Here is a 23,587-nt window from a genome sequence, read left to right as displayed (position 1 = left end):
AGTGCAAAGATAATTTTTTAAAATAAAATATCAATATTTTTTTTAAATGTTTTTTAATGAATTTCTAAAATAAATGTTTTTTTTAAAAAATTTTGATTGAAAAGCAAAAACCACCTCTTTTGAAGGTGGTTTTGATTCTGTTTTATAGTCTTTAAAAAGAAGCTGGGTATAAGATTTGATAATCTCCTAAATTTGCGCCTTTGAAAGTAGAACCATATTTAGCGTTTATAGCTAAAATAAATTGGTTTGCTATTAATGCATAACCTCTTGCTCCAGGGTGAACTCCATCAAGAGAAAATGAGTTTCCTGTAACATATGTTGATGTCATTGTATATCCATTTGAGACAATTCCTCCAGAAACCAATCTATCCATAACCGCTTTAGTATCCACAAAAGCTAAATTATGGGTATCAGCTGCTGCTTTGATTGTGATGTTATAAGAATCTGTAGCCGCTTTAATTTCAGCAACCTCAGTAGGCACTAATACATGTTTATCTTGTAATGGATATGTAATGCCAAATTTATTTAGTGGAGATGGAACACCTACTGGAGCTGTGCCTATTACAGATTGAGTAGGCAAAAGCACCAAGTCAGTATTATTTGCTTGCCTAGCTTGACCAAAAACGCTACCGTAGAACGCTGCTGTTGCAGCTCCTAATGATGGTGTAAATGCTGCTGTTAATTGAGCGGATAAATTTGATAATGATTCATCTTTGATTAACAATGGATTACCGCTTGTTGTAGACAACAGGTTAATTCGTTCGCCAGCTCCAAAAGCTGTAAGCGCTTGTTTTAATGGCCCGTACAACAAACTGTTTAATTGCCCTATTGTTGCATCACCTACAGCTACATTTCCAGCACCTAAAACCTTTGATGTTAAAGGATTAAAAGGAACGGTTGTAAAGTATGGCAATGAATTTATATAAGGTAAATTAGCTACAACGCCTTTTTTACCTCCACTAGAGAGTTGAGTTGTCAAATCATTGTATGCAGCATCAAAAGTTGCTAATGGTGTTATTGGATTTGATCCATCACCACCAGAAGTCGCATAGCCTAAAACATCATTACCGCCTATCCATAATGAAAAGAAGGTTGGAGTTTGACTTAATGCATCTGCTAGTACCGTAGTGCTTGCTGCAGAAGCAAATCTTGCAAAATAAGGGTTTCCAGCAGCACTACCATAACCTGGTGTGACTAGATGAAAACTTTTTGCTCCTGGAATACCTAAATTACTGTATGAACCTGTTAATTTAGTACTAATATCCGTTCCTGAAACTCCTGAAACTGGTGTAGGGGTTTGACCGTTTAGATAAAGCCTTGGTCCAAACATTGCTATTTGAGTTCCTCCAGAAGAAAATCCTCCAATATTATCCGTCATATATGGCACGCTAAAATCTCCTCCACCCGCATTTGCAAACTGCAAAGCAAGAATAGATGGATATGAATTGTCTTGCCCGTTAATAAATAAAGCATTATCACTAAATCCTGCTGCAAAAGAATCTCCCAATGCAATGTATTTTGAAAAATTTGCAGTTCCCGCAGATACAGGGACTTCTACTACAGTAACATCATCGTCACTACAGGCAACTAAACTTATAGAAGCTAAAAATAGCCATTTTATATTTTTTTTCATAATTCTTTATATAAAGTTAATTATTTATTTATTAAGGATTAATAGTCCAAGAAGCATAATACTGTTGTCCTATTGAACCTGCTCCAACTACTTGTATATAATCTTTACCTCCTAAATTTGCTGCACCAAGTTTAACTACAGATTTCAACATTGGTATTGCATAGTTTATTTGCGCATCAAAAACTACGTTTTCAGGAACCATTCCATTTGCAAATGATGATTGCCATAAATATTCTGAATTCCATCTTACATTGGTATTAAATCCGAAATTCTTAAATAATTTATCATTACCTATTGACCCCTTAACTCTGTGCTTCGGTGTATTGAAACCTGGCTCAAAATCCGGATCAGAAGCTTCATCAAAGATAAAATCAGCGAAATTATAACTTACTGCTACTTCAAAATTAGAAATTACTTTTCTAGTTAAACCAATTCCAAATCCAGCAGAAGAAATTTTAGCTTCTGAATTTGTATATACTTGATAAACACGTCTATCGCCATTTGCAAGAGCAGATAATGTGTAAAGTGTTGCTGGATTTGTAAAATCAAAAGCTGTTTTTACGTTTCCATAATATGGTGTAATTACTCTTTCTTGACTCAAGAAATCTTTATAAATATTATAATAACCTGAAATGTCAATAGACATTTTTTCTACTATTGAACGGTAACCTAGTTCAATTGCTTGAACTTGTTCTGGTTTTACTAAACCTATTGTTGCTACTTTTAACAAAGAAGCAGCCGCTACTAATTCAGCAGGAGTGCTCTTAGGCGCAGCAGAAAATGCTTGCACTGAAGACAATCCATAAGAATTATTATAGGCATCTACTCCTGATAAAGAAACAGTTGAATCAACACCTGGCAATGCATCACCAGCAACACTAACTGCTCTTGTTTCAACAAATCGAGCTAAATTTTCTGGAGCAGATCCAATTAATGCGAATGGTCCAAGATCTAGACCAATATACTGATCTTGAGTTGTAGGATTACGAAAACCCGTTTGGTATGAACCCCTAAAATTATGTTGCTTGTTTGCTCCTGCTGTATAGGTTAAAGACAATCTTGGAGAAACGCTTCCATTAAAATTTTGAGATTTATCGTAACGAACAGACCCTGTGAATTTTGCTCTATCATCAGCAAATTTCTTTTGAAATTGTGTGTAAACACCATATTCATCATATTTTAATGGTCCATCAAAATCTGTAAATATTGTTCCTTCTGAATTCAAAACATATCTTCTATATGACCCTCCAACTTGAATTTCTCCAAAAGAAATTAAATCTTTTAGGTTATAATTTGCGTCACCGTGATACAATTTAGATTGGTCTTTAAATTTTGCTCCTTCTGTCAAATCGGCATTTTGAGTAACTTCGCTTAAGGCATTTTGAAATTGTGAAGTTCCTGGCAAAAATCTTCCTGTATCTGCTTTTTGTCTAGCTAGCAAGTGAGCTACTTGTGGTGTTTGCCCTGCCAAAGTTGCTTGGACGTAAGTCCCAGCATATTCTCCAAACCAAGTGCTATCACTTTTCCACTTTCTATTCACGTTCCAAGCCGCAAAACGCATATCATAAGAATCGCCTGCATCTTCAGTTGTCATGTAACCTCTTACAAAGAAATTTTTACCCTTAACCTCTAATTTGGTTTGATCCATAAAGAAGTTTTTCATAGCATATCTGTTAGCTCCTTGGTATATGGTATTACCAAAACCTAATTTATGTTGTGCTATAATTTCAAAATCATTAGCCCAAGGCTTAAAATGCATTGAGAAATCAGCTTTTACACTTTCGATTTTATTATCTGTTAATTCTGATTCTTTATAGCCTGTACGACTAACATTTGTATTCGGCAATAAATTCACTGCGCTTACTGGAATTAATCCTAGTCCAGCTAATGTAGATCCAACTCCTTTAATATTAGTTGTAACTTCATCTCCATACGTGTTTAATCCATCGTAATTGATATTTGCATTGTGACCAATTCCTGAACCATCAAATTCTCCATCTACAACATTTCTATCGTCAGAAGCTATCCATTCATTAGCAGATAATACAGAGAAATTTGCTTTGGCTGCGAAATGTTTAGTGAATTTTTTGGCTGCTCTAATTCCGAAGTCATAAAAAGGATTGTCTCCTGCCGTTTTTTGAGAAGTTCTACCATATTTAAAATAGGTTGAAATTCCTTCTTTTGTGAAAGGACTTCTACTATTCATAAACATAATTCCATTAAAAGCATTTGCACCATATAATGCTGAAGAAGCACCTGGTAAAATCTCAACATTAGCAACGTCTATATCAGAAAGTCCAATTAAATTCCCTAGTACAAAGTTAAGTGCTGGCGATGAATTATCCATCCCATCTACTAACTGCATAAAACGAGTGTTTGCAACAGTTGCAAAACCTCTTGTGTTTACTGATTTGAAAGAAAAACTACTGGTGTTAAAATGCACATCTTTTAAGTTTTCTAGCCCATCATAAAATGTAGCAGCAGTTGTGTTTTTGATGTCTTTTAGACCCATTCTTTCGATAGTAACAGGCGATTCAAGAAGACGTTCTGGGGCTCTTGAAGCAGATATTACAATCTCGTTAAGAGCTGTAGATTCTTCAGACAATACAATTGTAATTGATTGTCCACTTGATGTTACTTCAAGAGTTTGATTTCCAAATCCTATCATTGAAGCACTAAGTGTTACTGGAAAACTAATCACTTTTAAACTAAAACTCCCATCAAAACTAGTTGATGTTGAATTTGATGAACCTTCAACGGTTACGTTAACACCGGGTATCGGCTGATTTGTTGCGTCTGTGACTTTTCCTGAAATTGTGTTTTGTGCAAACGAAAGTCCGCAAAAAAACAACGACAAAATAATAAAATACATTCTCATTCGTTTTGAATTTTGTTGGTTTAGAGTGGAAAAATACAATAAAATTTGAGAAAAATAAAAAGTTATGAAAAAACTTCGGGTTGAATTTTTTTTTTTAACAAATAAAGCAAGGCGAAATAGCAATTATTTTTAGATTTTTAATAAAATTTTAACATTTATCACGCGTATAAATGCTATGCGTGCATCATAATTAACCAATCTTTATCAATTCAAAAAAAATGAAAAATATAAATTTTCAATAAAAAAAGCGAGGAAAATCTCGCTTTTGATAAAAAAAAGTTCCTTTTTTGATTATTCCACAGTTACAGATTTGGCCAAATTTCGTGGTTGATCTACATTACAACCTCTCATTACCGCAATATGGTAAGACAATAGTTGTAATGGGATTGTTGTTAATAATGGTGAAAGCGCATCCGAAGTTTCAGGGATTTCAATAACATGATCTGCAAGAGCACGAACTTGTTGGTCTCCTTTGGTTACAACTGCAATAATTTTCCCGCTTCTGGATTTTATTTCTTGTATATTACTTACTACTTTGTCATAATGCCCTTGTTTTGGCGCAATAACCACAACAGGCATTTGTTCGTCGATTAGAGCAATGGGTCCGTGTTTCATTTCAGCAGCTGGATAGCCCTCTGCATGGATGTATGATATTTCTTTTAATTTTAATGCTCCCTCTAATGCAACTGGAAAATTGTATCCACGCCCTAAATATAAAAAATTCGTTGCATCTTTAAATACAGCCGCAATTTCTTTTGCTTTATCGTTAGTATTTAATGCTTCCAAAACTTTTTCAGGAATCATTTCCAGTTCAAGCAAATACCTGTGATAATCCGATGTACTTAAAGTTCCTTTCGCTTTCGCTAAACGAAGAGCAATCATAGTTAATACGGTAATTTGTGTTGTAAATGCTTTCGTTGAAGCTACTCCAATTTCAGGTCCCGCATGAGTGTAAGCTCCCGCATGTGTTTCTCTTGAAATTGATGATCCAACTACATTACATACTCCAAAAACAAATGCGCCTTTTTCTTTCGCTAATTTTATTGCCGCTAATGTGTCAGCGGTTTCTCCAGATTGTGATATCGCAATTATCACATCTTTTTCGTTAATAATTGGGTTTCTATATCTGAATTCTGAGGCATACTCTACTTCCACAGGAATTCTTGTAAACTCTTCAAAAATATATTCGGCTACTAGTCCTGCGTGCCAAGATGTTCCGCAAGCAATTATAACGATTCGTTGTGCATTAGTAAATTTTTCAATATTATCTTCAATACCTGACATTTTAATCAAGCCCTCATTAGCGTGCAAACGACCGCGATAGGTGTCTTTAATCACATTAGGTTGTTCGTAGATTTCTTTAATCATAAAATGATCATAACCCCCTTTTTCAATTTGCTCTAAATTCATTTGAAGCTCCTGAACGTATGGATCAACTAAAGTATCGTCTTTAATTTTACGAACTTTCATTGGTTTATGCAATCTTACAATTGCCATTTCTTCGTCTTCAAGATAAATAGCGTTTGAAGTATATTCTATAAATGGAGAGGCATCGGATGCTATAAAAAATTCATCTTTTCCAATTCCTATTGCTAATGGACTTCCTAAACGGGCTGCAACAATTTCGTCTGGTTTTTGTTTGTCAAAAACACATATTGCATAAGCACCAACCACTTGGTTTAGTGCTATTTGAACTGCTTTTCCAAGTTTAAGAGTATGTGTTTTTTGAACATCTTCTATAAGGTTTACTAATACTTCCGTATCTGTATCCGATTTAAAAACATAACCTCTTTTGATTAATTCTTTTTTTAAGGGCTCATAGTTTTCAATGATACCGTTATGAATTAAAGCTAGATTTCCTGAATTGGAAAGATGTGGATGTGAATTGACATCGTTTGGAACACCATGTGTTGCCCAACGAGTATGACCCATCCCTATGGTTCCATTTATAGTAATCTCTTTTGAAGACTTTTCTTCAAGATCAATAACTTTCCCTTTTGTTTTAGAAATTTTAAGTTGATTCCCATCATAAAGCATAATTCCAGCACTATCATACCCACGGTATTCTAATCGCTTTAATCCTTTTATTACAATTGGGTACGCTTCTCTATAACCTATATATCCGACAATTCCACACATATTTTACTAATTAGGTTTTGTATAATAAACTTCAAATTTAATTCTTTTTTCAAAATCTAGATCTGTAGACAGGACACTTCCGAACAAAACAGTTCCTAATGGACTCATTACTGTTGCTCTAGGGATTCTGTCGAATTTTCTGTTTGGATTTGTAGTAGTTGGATCAGAAACTGGTGTTTTTAAAAACCCATTCCCCAATAAATTGATTCCTTCCGTTAACACAACTCCTAATCTTACATTTGTAGAGTCTTTATTTACAAGATTATTTATGTGTTCTGTAATATTGACTACATATTTTATTCCTTTTTTAACCGATTCCGAGTTTTTGGTTATAATCCCATCGTGTATGGATTTGCTCAATTTTGGATAGGTTACGTTTTGTGTTTGATCAAAGACGTAATCCAAAAGAGCTCTATTATTGTCCGCGTCAAAAACATAGATTCGCTCTGGTTCCGTTTCATTAATCATAGCGCTATTATCAATAGTAAATGTTAAGGTAGCTTGATTTATTAAAACTTTTTTTGATTTTAAATATGCAATGTCTGAATCTTTAATTTCTAAAAAGGCTTTAGATCCTTCTCCTCCTTTTAAATAAAGTTTTTTATCCCCAACTACACGATTTGAAGTTGCAAGTGCATTAGTATAATCCGCAGAGAGGTTTGTGTTTTTTAATAAATTGACCTTATTACCCGCCATGTTCATAACCAAGGTTTTCATTGGGCGTTCGTTTGTTCTTTTTGTAACTACAGTTCCAGTTTTTACTTCGGTTATTTTATCTTCTTTGTAATAAACAGTAACTGTACCACTATTAAAATTTAAGGACATCATCGTTCCACTTAAAGCATCGTCAACATCAAAATACAAACCTCTAAAATGATTTTGAAAAGCATTATTATTATCAAGTACTGATGAAAGCGCATCGGTGATTTTATTTTTAAAAAATACTTTATTCAAATGCATCCTCATACTTGGCACAGCTCTAGATTCTACATCAGTAGTTGGTGTGTGCTTTATCTCATAATTAATTCCAGAAACTAATTGTGTTTCTGATTTTATTTTGTACTTCACGAATCCTCTTTTGTCTGGTGTAAAACCTATGTTTTCTGGTGGAATATTGTCACTGATGTTAATATCGGTAAAATCATTAAGATAAGCTCCTATTTTAAGACCATTAAAATCGGAATCTTGATTTGAATAATACTTTTTAGGAAGACTTGAACTTGGATCGTTTCCAGTAAGGTAATATCCGTTTTCATAGACTTTCAAATTTATTGGAGCAGTTCCGTATATTGAATCTAATTTATAGGTTTTTCGTCCACTAGTTTCAGTAGAAAGTTCTTTACTAAAATAAGGTACACTTAAAATAACACTGTCAATTTCTATATTTGCTCCAAAAACAGGTTTTGAAGTCGCTAATGATAATTGAGTTACAAAATTACTTTTTGTGTTTCCAAAAATTGCACTGTTGCGAATTCCTAACGAGTTTACTTCAAGATTTCCAGTTTCAACGGCACCTACTCCTTGATTATACGAAATCACATCGAAGGTTTCGTTTTCAAAAGTAAAATTTTCGTTTCCTACAATATCCGAACCTAAACTATTGTAATCTTTGTCACAAGAGGCAAAAAGCAACGCGATCAGAACCACTGATAGCTTTTTTAAAAAAATGGTATTCTTCATTATGTTAACCTAATATTTGATTTTTATAAAATTCCGTATAAGCTTCTGCAAACTTATCTTTGGTGGCGAAAGGTAAAAAAGGTTTTTTGGAAGCTTCTATATATTTTGTTAAATTTGAAGAAACGTTTTCTGATGCTATAACAACCCCATCACAGTGATTGATTGATGCCATCATAATATTCTCAAAAGTCGGAATATCTAGTTCTGAAATAGCCGCTTGAGGAATGCCATCAAACTGAACTTTCTTACTCATTCCAGCATCTAAACTTCCATCAAAAGATTGATTAAAAACCGATGTTACAATTTTTGTATCTGCAAACAACGCTTCGTCTTTATAAAAATGCTTCATATATATAGGTAGCATTGCAGCCATCCACCCCTGAACATGAATGATGTCTGGAACCCAATTGAGTTTTTTGACCGTTTCAACTACTCCTTTAGCAAAGAAAATAGCTCGCTCATCATTATCTGGAAACAGCACTCCTTCTTCGTCAGTAAATGTCGCTTTTCGTTTGAAATATTCGTCGTTATCAATAAAGTATACTTGAATACGCTCCTTTGGTATGGATGCCACTTTAATAATTAACGGCATATCAACGTCGTTTACAACAAGATTCATTCCAGAAAGACGAATTACTTCATGTAATTGATGTCTTCTTTCGTTTACGTTTCCATAACGTGGCATAAAAATTCTTATTTGTCCACCTTGATCGTTTATCATTTTTGGTATGTCGTATGACATTAAAGACACCTCATTTTCAGCAAGATAGGGCACTACTTCGGACGATACATATAAAATCCTTTTATCCTCCATATTTTTAACTTTGTTTATTTACAGTATAGAAATCCTGCAAATTTACAAAAATTTATGCAGATTACGACTAAAATAGTAAGTTTGCATGGAATTATAATGTTTTGAAAATGTCTTTTTACAACAAACAAAGTGAACTAAAACCGCTTTTGAACTCTTTACTAGAAGCTAAAAACACCATTGGTTTTGTACCTACTATGGGCGCATTGCACGAAGGACACTTGTCATTAATGCGAGAATCTTTAACCAATAACAGCGTTACTGTGGTTAGTGTTTTTGTAAATCCTACTCAGTTTAATAATCCTGAAGATTTAAAAAAATACCCAAGAACTATTGAAAGTGATATAGAAAAAATAAAAAATCTAAACTCAAGTATTATTGTTTATGCTCCTGAAATTGATGATATATATGAAGGAAAAACCATCTCAAATTCTTTTGATTTCGATGGTTTGGAATTTCAAATGGAAGGCAAACACCGACCAAGACATTTTGACGGTGTTGGAACCATTGTGAAAAAATTGTTCGAAATTGTACAGCCAACAAATGCTTATTTTGGTGAAAAAGATTTTCAACAATTAGCCATTATTAAAAAATTAGTTCAAAAACACCATATTCCAGTAAATATAATAGGTTGTGAAATTTATAGAGAAGAAAACAATCTTGCAATGAGTTCCCGAAACGAACGCCTTGCGGCAAATGAAAGAGCAAACGCCTCATTTATTTATCAAACACTTATTGAAGCTAAAAAACTTTTTGGCACGAAAAGTGCTAAAGAAGTGACGGATTGGGTCACAAAAATATTTGGTAAACAAAAAATGTTTACCCTTGAATACTTTGAAATTGCTGATGAAGCCACACTTTTAAAATGTAAAAAGAAAAATAAGAATAAAAAATTTCGTGCTTTTATAGCCGTTTTTGTGAACAACATAAGATTGATAGATAACATTTCATTAAAATAATTACCTTTGTACCATGCAAATAGAAGTAGTAAAATCTAAAATACACAGAGTTACAGTCACAGGTGCCGATTTGAATTATATTGGTAGCATAACCATTGACGAAGCATTGCTTGATGCTTCAAACATTATTGAAGGCGAAAAAGTAAATATTGTAAACATAAACAATGGGGAGCGTTTTGAGACTTATGCTATAAAAGGACCTAAAAACTCTGGCGAAATTACCCTCAATGGACCAGCGGCTCGTAAAGTTCATAAAGGCGATGTTATCATCATTATGTCCTATGCTAGAATGGATTTTGAAAAAGCAAAAACATTCAAACCGTGGTTGGTATTTCCTAACGAGAATGACAATTCACTTACTTAAATTGTGAAAAATAAAATAGGTACTTATGCGAGTGTCCTGATTCCAATATTACTTGGGGCAGGATTAACTTATTACACCTATGCTTCGTTTTCAGATGTGCAAAGAGCGCAAATGAAAACTTATTTTATTTCTGCAAATTACAACTATGTTTTAGGGTCTTTATTTTTAGCCATTTTTAGCTATGCGTTGCGAGCCTATCGTTGGAAATATACTTTGGCACAAATAGGAAGTTATCCTGGTTTTGTAATTAATTTTTTAGCGGTTAGTGTTTCTTATTTTGTTAATTTATCTGTACCTAGAGCTGGAGAAATCTCCAGGGCTTTAGTTCTAAAAAAATACAAAGAAGTTCCTTTTGACAAAGCCTTCGGGACAATTATTGCGGAAAGAATTGTGGATTTCTTTCTTCTATTAACATTTATAGCTATTGCTTTACTATTAGAGTTCAAAACCCTTAAAACATTTCTTTTACAACACATTCCAGTACAAAAACTAATTTTAGTTGCTGTTATAGGATGCGTAGGATTTGTTGCTGCTATTTTAATTTACAAATATTCAACTTGGAAATTTGTAATACTTATAAAATCTAAATTTGAAGGTTTAAAAGAAGGGGTTTTAAGTGTGTATCAAATGCCTAATAAATTTCGTTTTTTAGGATTAACATTGCTCATTTGGCTGTCTTACTTTTTAATGTTTTATCTGGTAATCTTTTCATTAGAAGCTACAAAATCAATAAGTTTATCAACTGTAATTGTGGCATTTGTAATAGGAGGATTAACGATGACATTTACTAATGGTGGATTTGGATTTTTCCCAGTTTTAATTGCTGAAATTTTATTTTTGTATAAAATTCCTATCGAAGCCGGAAATGCATTTGGCTGGATTGTGTGGATCTCACAACTACTTATTACAGTTGTACTTGGCGTTATTGCTTTTTTAGTTTTGCCAATTGTGGGTAGAAACAAATAAATTTGTACCTTGGCTTTAGAATTTTTAACGGCAACCTACTCATTATGAAAAACACAGTTTTATCCATAGTTTTCTTATTTTCAACGGTAACTTTCTCGCAAACCATCGAGCGAATTCGTTCTGAAAAGTTAAATTCTACCCGGGAAATAACAGTTAAGCTTCCTGCTTCTTACAAAGCTGATTCAGAAAGAAAATACCCTTTAGTACTTGTATTAGACAGCGAATACCTATTCAAACCATTCGAAGGAAATATTGCTTACGGAAACTATTGGGACGACACTCCAGAAGTAATTATTGTAGGTATTAATCAAAATAAAAACGAAGAACGCTACGACGACTCTGAAATTGACGGCGCTTCTGGTTTGCCTGTTAAAAAAGGGGGTGCTTTTTTTGAGTTTATTGGCGGTGAATTACTTCCTCATTTAGAAAAAAAATACCCTGTTTCAAATTTTAAAATTATAGCTGGATTAGATTCAACTGCGGGTTTTTTAAATACTTTTCTATACAAAGACATTCCATTATTTAACGGATACATATCGTTAAGTCCAGATTTAGCAACAGGTATGGAAGAACGCATTGCGGCAAGATTGTCTGCTTTCAAAAAACCAGTATACTACTACCACGCCACTTCCGATGGAGATTTAAAAAAATTTCAGTTAAAAATAAAAGCTTTAGATGCTAATATTAAAACAGTAAAAAATCCAATGTTGAATTACAAGTTCGACGATTTTAAAAACGCTTCGCACTATTCGTTAGTTTTAAACGCAATCCCAAATGCTTTGTATCAAATTTTCTCTGTGTACAAACCCATATCTTCTATTGAATACAATGATAAAATTGTTGTCTTAAAAGAAGGTTATGCTGATTATTTAAAAAATAAATATGATACTATTGAAAAAGCTTTAGGAATAAAGATGAATGTTCGATTGAGTGATTTCAAAGTAATTGAAACCGCAATTCTTAAAAACGAAGCGTATACTGAATTTGAACAATTAGCACAAATATCTGGTCAACAATATCCTAAATCAATGATGTATGACTACCATATGGCTATGTATTATGAAAAACGAAATGAGCTACCTCGTGCTCTAAAAAACTATCAAAACGCCTTTATAAAAGAAGAAATTGGGGATTTAACAAAAGATATGATGCTCAACAAAGCTGAAGAAATAAAAGGCAAACTTCCTAAGAAAATAAAAGGCAATAGAAAAGCTGTAGTTGAAGAAGTTCCTACTGAAACACCAACTGAAGTTCCTAGCGAAGTTCCTGCTGAAACGCCAACTGAAGAGCAAAAACCAAAATAATGGCAAAAGTTAAAACGTCGTTTTTTTGTCAAAGTTGCGGTTCACAATATTCCAAATGGCAAGGACAATGCAATGCTTGCAAAGAATGGAATACAATAGTAGAAGAAATTATTCAAAAAGAAGAAAAAGCGGCTTGGAAACCTGAAACTTCCGAAGTTAAAAAAGCTTCTAAACCGTTATTAATAAAAGAAATCGATTCCACTCAAGAAATCCGAATGGATACTTGTGATGGCGAATTGAATCGGGTTCTAGGAGGCGGAATTGTACCCGGATCATTAATACTTCTGGGGGGCGAACCTGGTATCGGAAAAAGTACACTTTTACTTCAAATTTCTTTGAAATTACCTTATAAAACCCTCTATGTTTCGGGCGAAGAAAGTCAGAAGCAAATAAAAATGCGTGCCGAACGCATTACACCAAAAGGCGATAATTGCTACATTCTGACGGAAACAAAAACTCAAAATATCTTTCGCCAAATTCAAGAAATTGAACCAGAAATCGTGATTATCGATTCGATTCAAACCTTGCACACTGATTATATTGAATCCTCCCCAGGCAGTATTTCTCAGATTCGTGAAACCACTGCAGAACTTATCAAATTTGCCAAAGAAACGAACGTTCCAGTTATTTTAATTGGTCATATCACCAAAGACGGAAGCATTGCTGGTCCAAAAATTTTGGAACACATGGTGGATACCGTATTGCAATTTGAAGGTGACCGAAATCACGTGTATAGAATTCTGCGTTCCCTAAAAAATCGTTTTGGATCGACTGCAGAACTAGGCATTTATGAAATGCAAGGTTCTGGTTTACGAGAAGTATCCAATCCATCAGAAATTTTGATTTCGCATAAAAATGAAGAATTATCAGGCACGGCAATTGCATCAACCTTAGAAGGAATGCGACCATTGATGATAGAGATTCAAGCCTTAGTTTCCACAGCAGTATATGGAACACCGCAACGAAGTACCACAGGTTATAACGCCAAAAGGCTCAATATGATTCTTGCTGTTTTAGAAAAACGAGCTGGTTTTCGATTGGGTACCAAAGATGTTTTCCTCAATATCACAGGTGGCATTTCAATTGATGATCCCGCTATTGACTTGGCAGTTGTGGCTGCCATATTATCATCAAACGAAGACATTCCTATACATAAAGATTATTGTTTTGCAGGCGAAGTAGGACTTTCGGGCGAAATTCGTCCTGTAAACCGTGTGGATCAACGCATTCAAGAAGCAGAAAAATTAGGTTTTTCGACCATCTTTGTATCCAAATACAATAAAATTTCGTTGAAAAATACAGGAATCAAAATTCGATTGGTAGCGAAAATTGAAGATATAGTAAGTGAGTTGTTTGGTTAAAAATCGATAGTTTTATGAAACCCTATTCAGAAATTCTTCAAAACATACAAACCTTTCACGAACTTGGAGAAACCATTCAAGCTGCAAATTATGTTGTAGAACAATATGGAATAAAACACCCAAATTTTAAAGGTTTCGAATTGCGCGAAAAAGCAAAAGCCGATTATATATTAATGACTACCGAAGGCACTTTTGGCGAACAACAAATTATTAGAATTCCAGAAAATACTTTTGAATTTGAATTTATTTTGATGCTCAATCTCATCGCTCACGAAATGGTTCACGTAACTCAAAAGGTGATTGGTGCTTTTGTAGAAGATAGAAACGAACGGGAATGGCAAGCCTATTACGAGATACTTTTTCATAAAATGTATCCTCAAATTCCAGATGTTCCTAAACACCAGAAGCTTTTTTTTGCCAACAAAGCAAATGATTATTATAGCAAAATGGGTGAAAATTCTATTTTACAAACAAAATATGCAGCGCAGAAAATTGAAGTGGAAAATTTAGTAGCTTCGCTGAACTAATTTTTATAAACAAAATGAGAATCACAAAACAAAAAATTTTACGCTTTACTCTTATTTCAGTTTCGATTGTATTGGTGCTTATTATCGTACTTTTTTTGTTTCGAAACACCATATTACAGCAAGTAGTTAGTAAAGCTGAAACCAAATTTGCTCAAGAATATGATTGTGATTTTTCTATAAAAGAAGCTAAATTTATTGGATTGTCAGAAATTTCAATGACACAAATAAATCTAATTCCCAAACAAGCAGACACACTACTTTCGATTGATAAAATAGAAACCAAAGTCAATTTATTTAAAATTATTTCGGGCGATATTCAACTCGAAAACTTAAAACTCGACAAAGGCTTTATACAATTGATAAAGAATAAAGACGGAAAAAATTTCGCTTCTTTTTTTAAGAAAAAAACCCAAGAACAAACCACTGAAACAGAAGAAAAAAAAGATTATGCAGATCTAGCCTACAACCTGATTTCAAAAGTTTTAAACTTAGTTCCAGAAAACATTACGATCAATGACTTTGCCTTTCGATTTGATGATATGGGCAAAAAAGTTAATTTTAAAACGGATGTTTTGACGCTAAAAAATGAGCAATTTGAAACATTGCTTAATGTACAAACCAATTCGTTTACTCAAAAATGGAGCATCAAAGGACTCGTTAATCCAAGAAGTAAAATTGCTGATTTGATTATAAAAAACAATGATACTACAAAAATTAGATTACCTTATATTGATGAAAAATTCAAGTTGCCTACAAGTTTTGACAACCTACATTTAAAAATTGACAACATTGAAACTGATTTTGGTGATTTGCATATTGATGGAAGTACATCTGTAGAAAATTTCACCGTCAACAATTCTAGAATTTCTAAAAAAGATGTGGTTTTTGAAAAAGCAATTTTTAATTTTAAATTACTTTTAGGATCAGATTTTATAAGTGTGACCGAAGATTCTGAAGTGATTTTTAACGACATAAGATTTAATCCCTATTTTGAATATAATACAGAAAGCGATAAGGTTTATACCCTAAAAGCGACTATCCCAAAAATGAAAGCTCAGGATTTCATCAACTCTTTACCCAAAGGTTTGTTTTCACACTTTCAAGGAATGGAAGCCGAAGGCGAATTTGATTATAAACTAGATTTTAAAGTTAACTTAGACAAGCCTTGGAAATTAGTTTTTGATAGCAAATTTAATAAATACGGACTAAAAATTACAAAATATGGTGAGGCAAATCTAAATAAACTAAATTCAGAATTTGTATATAGTGCTATAGAAAATGGGAAACGACAACGCTCTGTTTTAGTGGGTTCAGGAAATTCTTTTTACACTCCTCTTATTCAGATTTCGCCTTATTTACAAAAATGTGTTTTAACTTCCGAAGACCCATCGTTTATGTCTCATCGTGGTTTTGTAAGTGAAGCATTTAAACAATCGATAGTAAAAAACATTAGAGACAAACGATTTGCTCGTGGTGCAAGCACTATAAGTATGCAGTTGGTCAAAAATGTTTTCTTAACACGTGAGAAAACACTATCCCGAAAATTGGAAGAAATTTTATTGGTTTATATTCTAGAAAATAACCGAATTGCGAGTAAAGAACGTATGCTCGAAGTGTATTTTAATGTAATTGAATGGGGACCAAATGTATACGGAATTGGCGAAGCCGCTGCTTTTTATTTTCAAAAACAACCTATCGACTTAACACTAAAAGAATGCTTATTCCTAGCATCGATTGTACCAAAACCTAAAAAATTTATGCAACAATTTGACGATTTGGGAAATCAAAAATCAAAAGCCGACAGGCATCAAGAATTTATCAGTAAAATTATGTTTCGTCGTGGTTTGCTAACTCCTGATGATACCATTGGGCAAAAAACACCTATTTACATATCTGGTCGAGCTAGACATTTGTTGCATCTTAGGGAGAAAGACACTATTTTTAGAGATACTGTTATTGTGGAAGAGCCTATGTTTGAGTAAGGTTATTTGAAATTTCTCAAAAACTCTTCTTTATAAGTGGGAGAAACTTCAATTTCTGAATTGTCTTTTAGTGTCAAAAAACCGCCTTTATTGTATGATTTTACAAAATTCAAATTAACAATGTGTGATTTGTGCACTCGTAAAAAAGGTAGTGGTAAAATCTCTGAGAAATGTTTTAAAAACCTGCAAACCATTTTTTTATTGCCGTTTTGAAGATACAAATCCGTAAAATTTCCGTTGCCACGAAGGCGAATTATTTCTTCCATTTTGACCACTTCAAAACCTTCTAGTGTTGGCAAAATAACTTGTTGTTTTTCGGGTTTAGTTTCTCTAAAATTCTCGACAATAATTTTGTTTCTATTAAAAATTTCGTGATTCAGAACTTGTTGATGTACTTTGTTTACTGCAACAATCAGCTCTTCTATACTTATAGGTTTGAGCAAATAATAAGCGGCGCTTTGGTTTAAAGCTTTGAGTGAATATTCTGAAAAAGCAGTTACAAAAATAGTTTCAAATTGCAAATCTTTGCAGGCTTCAAGCACGTCGAAAGCATTGCCAAAAGGCATTTCGACATCTAGAAAAACCAGTTGCGGTTGCAAATCATGCAACAACGGAACGGCTTCTTTGATGTTTTGTGCTTCGCCAATAACTTCTACTTGCGGACAGTATTTACTCAAATAATTTTTGAGCACTTCCCGAGCCGCAACTTCATCTTCAACGATAACACTTTTTATTTTTTGCATCTATATTTTATCCATCAACGGAAAATTAATCTCTACTATTGTTCCTGTTTCTGGTAATTTTTTTTCGCTAATAGTAAAAGTAATTTCTTTTTTGTACAAATCATTCAACAAGGCGATTCGTTCATTGGTATTATTCATTCCTCGAGAAATGTGAGCTTTTTGGTTAAATGTTTTAAGCTCTTGACTTTTTGTTAGACCAATACCGTTATCATCAACAATCACCGCTAATTTCCCTCTATTAACCTGAAACTTTAATAGCAACAATCCTTTCTTTTCTATATAACGTAAACCGTGCCAAATAGCATTTTCAAGATGTGGTTGAACAATCATATTAGGCACTAAAGTAGTTTCGGTATCGAGATTTTCATCAATAATAATTTCAAAATTAAACTGATCTTGAAAACGCAAATGTTCTAAATCTAAGTATTTTTTTAACTGCTCAATTTCGCTAGACAATGTTACAAAATCGCGATTGGAATTTTCCATCATATTTCGCATCAGATTAGAGTAATTGGTTAAATATTTGTTTGCTTCCAATTCTTTATTTTCCGAAATAAATTGATTGACACTATTCAAGCTGTTGAAAATAAAATGTGGATTCATTTCTCTTCGCAACGATTGTAAAGCAATTTCTTTATTTTTTCTTTTAATCGAAAACAATGCTTTTGCTATAAATCCTAAAAACAATAATAGCAATGCCATTGAACCAATTAAAACATAATTGAATTTGTTTTTTCGAGTTATTAATTCATCTTTCAATGATTTCTCTTTTTCTAATTGACGTATTTTTTCTTCGGTAACTTGAAAGGTTTTGGCGTCAATTAGCGTGGTGTCTTTTTGAATTAATTGATCAAAATTTTTAAAAAAATCATCATACAAAGCCATACTTTCTTTATCATTATTGTTGGCTTTGTAATATTCCAATAGTTTTGCTACGGTTGTTTTAACTTCGGATGTCTTACCCGTTTTGTTAGCAATAGCGTAAGCCTTTTTAAGCATTAATAAGGCATTTTCAGTCTTGTTTTGCTTAAAATAGATTGAAGACAATTCTTGCAGTTGTGTTATTTGGGTATCAAAATCATTGGTAGATTGTGCGTCAGTTAGCAACTTTTCGTTTATGGCGATGGCTTTTTCAAAGGAATTTTCGGCTACATAAACCTTGGCGATTTCGTTTTTAATTTTTATTACTTCGTCAGGTTTATCTTTGGCATAACCAATGGCTTTGTTATAATTCTGAATTGCTTCGTCGCTATTTTTTAGTTTAAAATTGGCTTCAGCTTGTTGTTTATAAGCGTCTGAAACTTCTTCTTTTTCAGCTTTTATGTCTTTTTCTAATATCTCGATTTTTTGTTTGGCTAAAACAGCTTGTGCTTTTGGGCTGGAGGCGTTTTTGAGTCTTTCTGCATCATTATAATTTATTTTTTCTTCACTTTTTTTATCAGAAATAGCACCCGCAGCTTCATAACTCTTTATGGCATCGTCATATTTATTTTGCGATTCTTGTGTTTTTGCCAAACCTCTAGTTACAACTGCATTACTAGACGCTATTTTTTTTCGGGCATAAATGGCTTGCGCTTTTTTAAGGTATTCTTCAGCTTTAGCATTGTCTCCTTTTTTCTTAAACTCTTCGGCTAATTTTTCATAACTCATAGCGATTTTGAGTTCGTCGTTTTCAACTAAAGAACTTTTTAATTCTTCAGCTGCTTTACTCATTTTGGAGATTTTTTTTGCTTTAGATTTTCTAATAGTATCTTGTGCTAAAGCTTCGGAGGGAAGCAATAACAGTCCAAAAATCAAACCTATATATAATGATACTAAGCGCATTTTCAAATCTTTATTTTAACAATGTAAAGTAAATCATTTAAAAAAGCAAATACAAACACTTTCACCAAGTGAAAAGCCAGTTTCACCATTTGTAGAAAAATGGAATTGAATATCTGAATAATTTTGACTCATAAACCTTTAAAACTAGAAATTATGAAATCACAAAATGCAATAGTATTAGGAATTGGCACCACTATTTTATTTACAGCTTTAGCCTGGAAAACTAACAACACAATACAGGATAAATATGTTGTAAAAACTGAAAAAGTATTGGCATCTAATACCATCGAAGAAAAACCTTGCGTGTTTATGTCGCTTATGGGCGAACAATCGGTTGAAGGATATGCAAGTTCTAAAACAGAAAATGTGTATGCTAAAAAAATTGAAGAAGGCGAAAAATGGATTGTTGCCGCCCAAAATAAAGATGGTGGTTGGGGCGCAGGTTCACACAGCAATCAAGGAGAAATGAATCCGCACGCTGTGAGTTCAGATCCTGCAACAACAGCAATGACGGCAATGGCTTTATACCGTTGTGGTTATTCTATTGATGGAGGAAAATATAGCGAAACGTTAAAAAATGCTTTAAATTTTTTATTAAACGAAATAGAAAACAACAAAGACGAAGCTTATATTACCAAAATAAGAGGCACACAAATACAAAGCAAACTGGGTCAAAATATTGACGCTGTTTTAGCATTACAGTTTCTAAATCAAGTAGTAGCAAAAGTAAAAGACGAGAAAATGCTAAAACGTGTTGAAGACGCTATACAAATATGTGTTGACAAAATAGAAAAATCGTCAGACGCTGCTGGAAAAGTTACCGGTGCTGGTTGGGCTGGTGTTTTGCAATCGTCATTTGCTAGTTCTGGATTGGAAGAAGCTTCGAAAAATGGTAAAATAAAAGTGAATAAATCCAAACTTGATGCCGCTAGAAAATACCAAAAAAGCAATTATGATGCCAATACCGAAAACGTAAAATCTGATGACGGTGCAGGTGTCATGCTTTATGCGGTAAGTAGCTCTGTAAGAGGAAGCGCCGTAGAAGCCAAAGAAGCAGAACAATTAATGGATGATGCTAAAAAATCTGGTAAAATTGAAAAAGATGCCAAATTAAATAAAGCAAATTTGGAAAAGATAGGAGTTCCGGCCGCGAAAGCAGCCGAATATGATGTGGCCGACAAAGTGTATAAATCGGCAAAAGTAAAAGCAATGCGCGAAGATGTGATGAACGGTTTTGGAAACAATGGCGGCGAAGAGTTTTTGAGTTTTCTTCAAACGGGCGAATCTATGGTGGTAAAAAAAGACAACGATTGGAAAAAATGGTATGATAATATGGCGGGCAAATTAATCAAAATTCAAAACCAAGACGGAAGCTGGAACGGTCATCATTGCATTACAAGTCCTGCGTTTTGTACGGCTACAAGTTTGCTTATTTTGAGTATCGAAAATGACATTCAGAATTTACAAAAATAATTTACTTTAAATAAAAAATAGAAGATATGAAAACATCAATTTTTATCACAACAATTCTAGCAACAGTAATTTCATTGGCAAGTTGTCAAAATTCAAACGCTAAACCAATAGCTAATAATGTTGAGGAAACTTCAGCTATCGAAAAACCAACTGCTGATGGCAACACCAAAATTCAGGTGGCGCTTTTATTAGACACTTCCAATAGTATGGATGGTTTGATAGAACAAGCCAAATCGCGACTTTGGAATATTGTAAACACGTTGACTACTTTAAAATATAATGGTAAAACTCCCGAAATAGAAATTGGCTTATACGAATACGGAAACGATGGTCTTTCGGCAACGACCAATTTTATTCGTCAAGTAGCTCCATTAACAACCGATTTAGATTTGATTTCAGAAAAACTATTCACGCTAAAAACCAATGGTGGTAATGAATATTGTGGCGCGGTAATTCAAGATGCCACCAAAAATCTCGTTTGGGGAAAAGATAGTAACAATATGAAATTGATTTATGTGTGTGGCAACGAAGCCTTTAATCAAGGTGGCATTAATTATAAAGAAGCCATTTCTGATGCGTTGAAAAATGACATTTACATCAACACTATTTTCTGCGGAAACCAAACCGAAGGCGTAAACACCCACTGGAAAGATGGCGCCGATTATGGAAAAGGCAAATTTTTTAACATCGATTCAAACAAGGTAATTCAATATATAGTTACGCCTTATGATGTTGAAATTACTAAATGCAATGATAGAATGAACAATACTTATATTAATTATGGGTCTAAAGGTTATGAAAAAAAACGCAGCCAAATGAAAGAAGACGATAATGCCAAAACGATTTCGTCTGCTAATATGGCGGCTAGAGCGGTAAGCAAATCTAAGTCTGCTTATAAAAATGACAGTTGGGATTTAGTCGATAAAGCTAAATATGACAAAGAAGCCATCGGAAAACTTAAAAAAGAAGAACTTCCTGCCGAATTGCAAAACAAAACCAAAGACGAGATAAAGGTAATTGTTGACCAAAAAACCAAAGAGCGCGAAACGGTTCAAAAAGAAATTGGAGAATTGTCTAAAAAACGCCAAGCTTATATTGATGAAGAAGCTAAGAAAACCAAGTCTCAAGATGATTTAGGTAATGCTATAAGCACCTCTATAGTTTCTTTTGCAAAAGTAAAAGGATATACGGTTGAAAAATAAAAAGGGTTTACCGCTAATTTGCTAATTTTAAACAAGAAATTCGTGAATTAGCGGTAAAAAACCCTAAATTTATATTTTAAAAAATTCATTATGAAACAATTATTCCTCGTTTTATCAAGTTTATTTTCAATAATTGCATTAGCACAAAAACCAGTTTTTACAACAGCCAAAGTCAAATCGGCAACTGTTTATTTTAATGCTGCCGAAATTTCGCAAACCGCATCAGCAATAATTCCAGCAGGAACAAGCGAAATCGTGATTAAAAACGTAGCCAACGATTTGAATGAAAGTTCAGTTCAAATAGGCGCACCATCAACATTAACAGTGCTTTCGGTGCAGTTTACAAACGATTATATTTCAGAATACGAAATTGATGACAAATCGCCAGCCATCAAAAAAGTACGTGATAGTATTAAACTCGTTCAAAAAGAAATATTGAAAGTAGCAAACGCAAAAAATTCTGAAGCAAAGACATTAGACTTATTAGATAAAAACCAGCAAGTTTCTGGCGTAAATTCTGGATTAAATGTGTTGGAATTAATGAAAATGGTTGATTATTATAAGGCAAAACATACCGAGTTGACCAATAATATAAACACACTTTCAGAGAAAGAACAAAAGCTAAACGAAACACTTCAAAAATTAAGTAATAAACTCGAAATCGACGCCAACAAAGAAGAAAAATCATCGTCAGGAAAACTCATTGTACAAGTTATGAGCGATGTTGCAGGCAATGTGCCGCTTGAGATTTCGTATCTTTCAAATGCAGCAACTTGGTCTCCTTTTTATGATTTAAGGGTCGAAAACGTGAAAGATCCTATCAATATGTTGTACAAAGCACAAGTGATTCAAAATACAGGTGTCGATTGGAAAAAAGTCAAGTTAACCCTGTCATCAGGAAACCCAAATCAGAATAATCAAGCACCATTATTAAGCAGTTGGTTTTTACGCTATGGCGAAAATCAAAATGCTTATGGCTATATGAATCAGATGGATAAACGAAATCAATTGCAATCTTCAAGAAAAAATAAAGAAGCCAATCTTGAAATGATAGTTGAGTCTGCGCCTGCCCCAATGGTTAAAAAATCAATTTCTCAATATACAACCGTTGCTGAAAATCAGCTTAATATTTCGTTTGACATAGATATTCCTTACGATATTCTTTCGAACGGAAAAGTACATAGCGTTGCTCTGAAAGATATCAAACTTCCAGCATCTTATAAATATTATGCAGTGCCAAAAGTAGAAAAAGAAGCATTTTTATTGGCAGAAATTGCAGATTATTCAAAATACAATCTCTTGCCAGGCGAAGCCAATATTATTTTTGAAGGTATGTATGTGGGTAAAACAACTATTAATCCGTCGCAAACAGCAGATACTTTAAATTTAAGTATGGGTCGAGATAAAAAAGTGTCTATAAAACGTGAAAAAGTAGTGGACAAGTCAGGAACTAAATTTTTATCGTCCAAAAAAGAACAAACATTCACCTACGATATCACTATAAGAAACAACAAGAAAGAAACTATCGATTTGTTGCTAAAAGATCAATACCCGTTAAGTACAGACACCGCCATTGAAATTGAATTATTGCAAAGTGATGGTGCCAAAATAAATACCGAAACCGGAATTCTAACTTGGCAATTGCAACTCAAACCTAGTGAGACTAGGAAAATTAGAATAAGTTATAAAGTCAGATATCCGAAGGATCAAGTAATTGGAAATTTGTAAACAAGCGTTAATA

General features: G+C 33.4%; 17 protein-coding genes. 10 read left to right on the top strand and 7 right to left on the bottom strand.

What is annotated here, in order from left to right:
* Positions 1–151: 151 nt before the first annotated feature.
* From RMO70_RS14945 to RMO70_RS14925, 5 genes are all read right to left on the bottom strand, one after another.
* The gene (locus RMO70_RS14945) at positions 152–1,633 is read right to left on the bottom strand and encodes a G-D-S-L family lipolytic protein (protein ID WP_310557242.1); all 1,482 of its coding nucleotides are present in this window, start codon (positions 1,631–1,633) and stop codon (positions 152–154) included.
* Between the two features lie 31 nt (positions 1,634–1,664).
* Positions 1,665–4,511, bottom strand: coding sequence for a TonB-dependent receptor domain-containing protein (locus RMO70_RS14940; protein ID WP_310557241.1), 2,847 nt, complete (start codon positions 4,509–4,511; stop codon positions 1,665–1,667).
* Between the two features lie 291 nt (positions 4,512–4,802).
* Positions 4,803–6,650, bottom strand: coding sequence for a glutamine--fructose-6-phosphate transaminase (isomerizing) (glmS, locus tag RMO70_RS14935; protein WP_310557240.1), 1,848 nt, complete (start codon positions 6,648–6,650; stop codon positions 4,803–4,805).
* A 6-nt stretch (positions 6,651–6,656) separates the two neighbouring features.
* On the bottom strand, positions 6,657–8,330 hold the full coding sequence (locus RMO70_RS14930; RefSeq protein WP_310557239.1) for a DUF4270 domain-containing protein: 1,674 nt from the start codon (positions 8,328–8,330) through the stop codon (positions 6,657–6,659).
* A gap of 4 nt (positions 8,331–8,334) precedes the next feature.
* Positions 8,335–9,144, bottom strand: coding sequence for a glycogen/starch synthase (locus tag RMO70_RS14925; protein WP_310557238.1), 810 nt, complete (start codon positions 9,142–9,144; stop codon positions 8,335–8,337).
* A gap of 107 nt (positions 9,145–9,251) precedes the next feature.
* On the opposite strand from RMO70_RS14925, the gene panC reads away from it, so the two are divergent.
* Genes panC through RMO70_RS14890 form a run of 7 tightly spaced genes read left to right on the top strand, consistent with a single transcriptional unit; the run spans position 9,252 to position 16,604 of the window.
* Entirely contained in the window at positions 9,252–10,100 is an 849-nt protein-coding gene (gene panC / locus RMO70_RS14920) for a pantoate--beta-alanine ligase (protein ID WP_310557237.1), read from the top strand.
* Positions 10,101–10,113: 13 nt separating this feature from the next.
* A complete protein-coding gene (panD, locus tag RMO70_RS14915; protein WP_310557236.1) occupies positions 10,114–10,464 on the top strand; it encodes an aspartate 1-decarboxylase in 351 nt (116 codons plus the stop codon).
* Between the two features lie 3 nt (positions 10,465–10,467).
* Entirely contained in the window at positions 10,468–11,430 is a 963-nt protein-coding gene (locus tag RMO70_RS14910) for a lysylphosphatidylglycerol synthase transmembrane domain-containing protein (RefSeq protein WP_310557235.1), read from the top strand.
* Between the two features lie 44 nt (positions 11,431–11,474).
* Entirely contained in the window at positions 11,475–12,734 is a 1,260-nt protein-coding gene (locus RMO70_RS14905; protein WP_310557234.1) for an alpha/beta hydrolase-fold protein, read from the top strand.
* A complete protein-coding gene (gene radA, locus RMO70_RS14900) occupies positions 12,734–14,095 on the top strand; it encodes a DNA repair protein RadA (RefSeq protein ID WP_310557233.1) in 1,362 nt (453 codons plus the stop codon). Before RMO70_RS14905 ends, radA begins: the two co-directional genes overlap by 1 nt.
* Before the next feature lie 14 nt (positions 14,096–14,109).
* On the top strand, positions 14,110–14,622 hold the full coding sequence (locus RMO70_RS14895) for a hypothetical protein (protein WP_310557232.1): 513 nt from the start codon (positions 14,110–14,112) through the stop codon (positions 14,620–14,622).
* Positions 14,623–14,636: 14 nt separating this feature from the next.
* Positions 14,637–16,604 (top strand): transglycosylase domain-containing protein, encoded by a 1,968-nt coding sequence (locus RMO70_RS14890; protein ID WP_310557231.1) that lies wholly within the window; start codon positions 14,637–14,639, stop codon positions 16,602–16,604.
* A gap of 2 nt (positions 16,605–16,606) precedes the next feature.
* Here the strand turns inward: RMO70_RS14890 and RMO70_RS14885 are convergent, their stop codons facing one another.
* Both RMO70_RS14885 and RMO70_RS14880 read right to left on the bottom strand, forming a co-directional pair.
* The gene (locus tag RMO70_RS14885) at positions 16,607–17,347 is read right to left on the bottom strand and encodes a LytTR family DNA-binding domain-containing protein (RefSeq protein ID WP_310557230.1); all 741 of its coding nucleotides are present in this window, start codon (positions 17,345–17,347) and stop codon (positions 16,607–16,609) included.
* Positions 17,348–19,171: a histidine kinase gene (locus RMO70_RS14880; protein WP_310557229.1), complete on the bottom strand. Its 1,824-nt coding sequence runs from the start codon at positions 19,169–19,171 to the stop codon at positions 17,348–17,350. It abuts the gene before it with no gap.
* 153 nt (positions 19,172–19,324) lie between these two features.
* Between RMO70_RS14880 and RMO70_RS14875 the strand changes: the two genes are divergently transcribed.
* The 3 genes from RMO70_RS14875 (at position 19,325) to RMO70_RS14865 (ending at position 23,574) form a co-directional block, all read left to right on the top strand.
* Positions 19,325–20,644, top strand: a complete 1,320-nt coding sequence (locus tag RMO70_RS14875; protein ID WP_310557228.1) for a prenyltransferase/squalene oxidase repeat-containing protein — start codon at positions 19,325–19,327, stop codon at positions 20,642–20,644.
* 26 nt (positions 20,645–20,670) lie between these two features.
* Positions 20,671–21,846 carry a VWA domain-containing protein gene (locus RMO70_RS14870; protein WP_310557227.1) on the top strand — a complete coding sequence of 392 codons (1,176 nt, stop codon included), beginning with the start codon at positions 20,671–20,673 and terminating at the stop codon, positions 21,844–21,846.
* Positions 21,847–21,936: 90 nt separating this feature from the next.
* The gene (locus RMO70_RS14865) at positions 21,937–23,574 is read left to right on the top strand and encodes a DUF4139 domain-containing protein (protein WP_310557226.1); all 1,638 of its coding nucleotides are present in this window, start codon (positions 21,937–21,939) and stop codon (positions 23,572–23,574) included.
* Positions 23,575–23,587: the final 13 nt, after the last annotated feature.

The organism is Flavobacterium sp. (assembly GCF_031422135.1).
In the GTDB taxonomy this organism is placed as follows: Bacteria; Bacteroidota; Bacteroidia; order Flavobacteriales; family Flavobacteriaceae; genus Flavobacterium.
The sequence above is the reverse complement of the archived record's forward strand: the minus strand, read 5'-3'. Positions and strand labels throughout refer to the sequence as shown.